Source organism: Spiroplasma sp. hy2 (assembly GCF_044714365.1).
GTDB lineage: Bacteria > Bacillota_I > Bacilli_A > Mycoplasmatales > Mycoplasmataceae > Spiroplasma > Spiroplasma phoeniceum.
Genome location: NZ_RXFZ02000145.1, coordinates 1 through 2,599 on the forward strand (window position 1 = coordinate 1; position 2,599 = coordinate 2,599).

Genomic DNA, 2,599 nt, shown 5'->3' on the forward strand with positions numbered 1-2,599 from the left:
TWYTGTAATTATTTTTTTCATTAATTATTTACCTCCATATATTAAAAATATACCTAATTTTAGGTATATTTTATAAATATCAAGAGTTTTCGACAAAATTAAAGCATAAATTTTAAATATAATTAATATTAAAACGGAAAGTAATTGCTTGAAGATGGTCTGGAACATTTTCTTTTGCTTTTAATTCTAATTTAATATCAAGAACAGTTAAATTACTATATCTTTCTTCACTGCTAATTTGCAATGCATAAAATCAATCATTAAAAGTAGCAGCACTATTATGATAATTATTTAAAGGTGTAAATGTGATAATATCGTCTGCAATTCTATTAGCATAATCTATTTGTGATACATTATCACTAATGTTTAAATTGTTTCCTACCATTTGACTAATATTTTGTATAAATTCCCATGTACGATTAACAATTTGTTTTTGTAGTATTGCTTTAAATGAAGTTACATCATGTGGAATATTTCGAACATCAATATCAATGTAATTTAATGGTTTTTGTGCTCCATATAAATTAGCACTTCAATATTTTGTAAATAAAATATTTCGTTTTTGTTTATCACTAATTAAATAGGCATCATGATCACCTGGGTTAACTAAATTAGTAATTGAATGTAATGATGGTTGATCAATTATTACATAGTTTGTTTTTGCCACTTGATTATTATTAAAACTAATTGTTAAATCACCATTTTCTTGAATTGTTCTTTTAACAACAGTATAATCTGCTTTTTCAATTATTCCATATGATTGAAATGGTAAAATATTTCAATCATAAACTCATTTATATTTTGAACTATTAGGGTTACTCAAAACATCTTCTTGTAATTCTCTAATTGCTGTTGCTAATGAATATTTTCCATTTAAAACATCTTTAATTTGCTCTCCCAATCGATTTGCGATCACATTTTGAATTGTTTCACCTTGCGGTAAAAACATAAAGTAAAATTGCTCTGGTTGGTTAACATTTAAACGTTTTGGTTGAAGATGTTGATATCAAAATTGTCATTCGGTTGGTACAAGTTCTTTTGGTAAGACTAAACCACGATTTTGTGATGTTTCTAAAATATTAATTAAAAAAATTAATAATTGTGGAATATATTTACCATTAATTTGAGTATCTGTTTTTGCAAAACTTTGCTCTGAATCACCCTTTTTATATGCTGACTGAATTACCCGATTAATATCAAGCATGTAATGCGTACTATCAATAGCAGTTCCTGGAAACAGTTGATCATTTTGATTAACACTTGAAATAGCAAAATTACTATATGGATTATAATCACCAATAAATTCTTTATCATTTCCTTTATTTTCTGCATAAAAAGCAGCAAAACGTTCTTTATAGGCAGCATAAACTTGATCTGCTAACGCCAAACTATCATTAGTACCATTAATCATAATATTATTAGCTTGTTCATCTAGAACATTTGTTTGTTTTTCTCAAACTGTTGGTTTTAAATCATCTTTGTTTCTTGTTTCTCCTAATTTAAAACTTAAAAAGTTTGATAAAAATCCTTCATTTCCAACAAATAGGGTTGGCATTCAAACCAGATTTTTTTGGATTACGTCTTCGTATTTGATTTTTAAAAATAATAAATTTTTCATCAAATTAAATTGGTTTTGTTGCACATCAGCAAGACTTAACTGTTGTGTCCCTCGTGAATCAGTATAAATATCTAAAATTTGAATTTGCTTAGGATCTTTGTATTTATTCTTAAAAAAGATATTGTTTGTAATGTATAAACTAGGTGCTTTTTCAAAAATTAAATTATAAGCGTATTCTAATCGTAATGATCTCGCACGAGCGCGAGTTTGTGCAACTTGCCCAGTATTAGGGTCAGGAGGAATTTCATAAGTTTCAAAAACCGGAGTTGTTGTTGTATTATCGCGTAGTTTTGTTTTTGCAAAGTTAACTTCAAAATAATCCTCACCATTAACATCAGGTAAGGGTCCATCAGTTTCAATTCCACCATAATTTAAAATATTTGCTAAAAATGACACACCAAAATAAGCAGAGGGAATTAAAGCACCAAGATATAACACAGCACAAATTGCGGCAAGTCACCCTTTTTTACGTGATGCTACAGTAACATTCTTTGTTAAGTTATTAAGTTTATGTCAACTACCTGGTTTTCTTGCCATTAAAATCTCCTTTAGTAAGCTTAATAATAGACCTATTGAATGGGTTTATTATAACAAAATTAATATTAAATGCAAAGCAACCTTTTTGAACAAAATTAAGCTTTTTAATTGTTCTTTTTAAATAAAAAAAGTTGGTCGTATAAATAAAATAAGGGTTTTGGAAAAAACTCGGAAATTGAATAAAAATAATAAATTAAACCATTTACTAAAATGGTTTTTTTATTTGTAAAACCAAAATTATTAATTAATTTATCCAGAGAAAGGACAGTATCTTAAATATTTACAAAAAAACTATAACAACTTTTTGATACCCTCTTTAAGTTGTTTACACATTTATTAAATATCTTAGAAATCTTTACAAAGTGTACCTGTTTTTCTCCTAATTTAAGGTGTTGTCCTTTCTCTGTTTCAGTTAATTAATTTGCTAATAAAAAAACTTAAWAG

1 protein-coding gene is annotated in these 2,599 nt (G+C 26.7%); it reads right to left on the minus strand.

Annotated elements, in window-relative coordinates; all coding sequences use genetic code 4:
* Nucleotides 1-112: 112 nt before the first annotated feature.
* The gene (locus EHV01_RS04630) at nt 113-2,155 is read right to left on the minus strand and encodes a hypothetical protein (RefSeq protein ID WP_422066422.1); all 2,043 of its coding nucleotides are present in this window, start codon (nt 2,153-2,155) and stop codon (nt 113-115) included.
* Nucleotides 2,156-2,599 lie beyond the last annotated feature (444 nt).